The 1,287-nt window shown below is 47.7% G+C and carries 1 protein-coding gene; it reads left to right on the forward strand.

Annotated features, from left to right (window positions below; all coding sequences use genetic code 11):
* Positions 1–1,287: phospholipase D family protein (locus R7Z50_RS24305; protein ID WP_318149323.1), on the forward strand; the 1,287-nt coding region annotated here is incomplete at both ends.

The raw sequence follows: 1,287 nt of genomic DNA on the forward strand, positions 1-1,287 counted from the left end.
TCCTAAAACCATCACTGGCTTTTACCCGCTCAACCAAGGACACGATGCCCTTCTTGCTCGTACTTCTCTCATCGAGTCCGCACAAAAAAGCTTGGATCTTCAGTACTATATTTATCGCGGTGACGAAACCAGCCAGCTGATCACTTGGCGTTTGTACGAAGCAGCCAAACGAGGCGTCAGAATCCGGCTGCTGCTTGATGACATGCAAAAACGCAACGACAACGTCATGGCGGCTCTAAATGCGCACCCCAATATTGAAATACGCCTGTTCAATCCTCATCAATACCGCTCTGCACGAATCTTTGCGTTAACCAGTGACTTCGAACGTCTGAACCGCCGAATGCACAATAAATCGCTGATTGCTGATAGTGTCTCTGCGATTGTCGGTGGACGAAATATTGGTAACGAGGATTTCTCTTTTGAATCAGAAGTAGAGTTCGGCGACTTCGATTTACTGCTCTACGGGGAAGCCGTGCAGAAAACGGCGGATCAGTTTGATCTTTATTGGCCCCGCGTACACGCCGTGCCGATGGAGTGGATATCGCCAGACTCTCAAAGCGTCTCCGATGCCGCGATTCAAAAACAAGTCACCAAACTGAACTTGCAAGAGAAATTCTCTTCTGGCCGATACGATTTTACCGCCTTGGATATGTATCAAGACCTCAAACAAGGCAAACTGAACTTGTACTGGGGTGATGGACAAGTTTGGTTCGATTTGCCAGATAAAGTCACGACACACGATAGCCAATTAGTCGGAAACTTAACCGAGCTATTAAAAAGTGTTGAGCACTCTTTCGTGCTCATCTCGCCTTATTTCATCCCAACAGAAGCTGGCACAAAAGCTCTAACGAATGCAGCTAAGCGAGGTGTCGACATCACCATCGTAACCAACAGCCTTGCGTCGAATGACGTCTTTGCCGTTCATGGCTGGTACGCCAAATATCGTGAAGATTTGCTCGAATCCGGCATCAAACTTTGGGAAGTGAAATCCAGCGCGAAGCTCAAGAGTAAATGGAGCTTAACGGGCAGTAGCCGTGCGAGCTTGCACGCAAAGGCAATGACGATTGATGACAAAACACTGTTCGTCGGCTCTATGAACTGGGATCCTCGATCTGCGGCTTTGAATACCGAAAGGGCCGTTGTGATTGAACAACCGGAATACGTGCAAACGTTTTTGGCAAAATTACCCAGCCAACTGAAAGACAACGCTTATCGACTCACTCTACGTGACGGAGACATTGTTTGGACAAACACAAAAACTGGTGAGGAATATGATTCGGAACCCGA

The sequence above is a fragment of the Vibrio sp. 1249-1 genome (assembly GCF_033340495.1).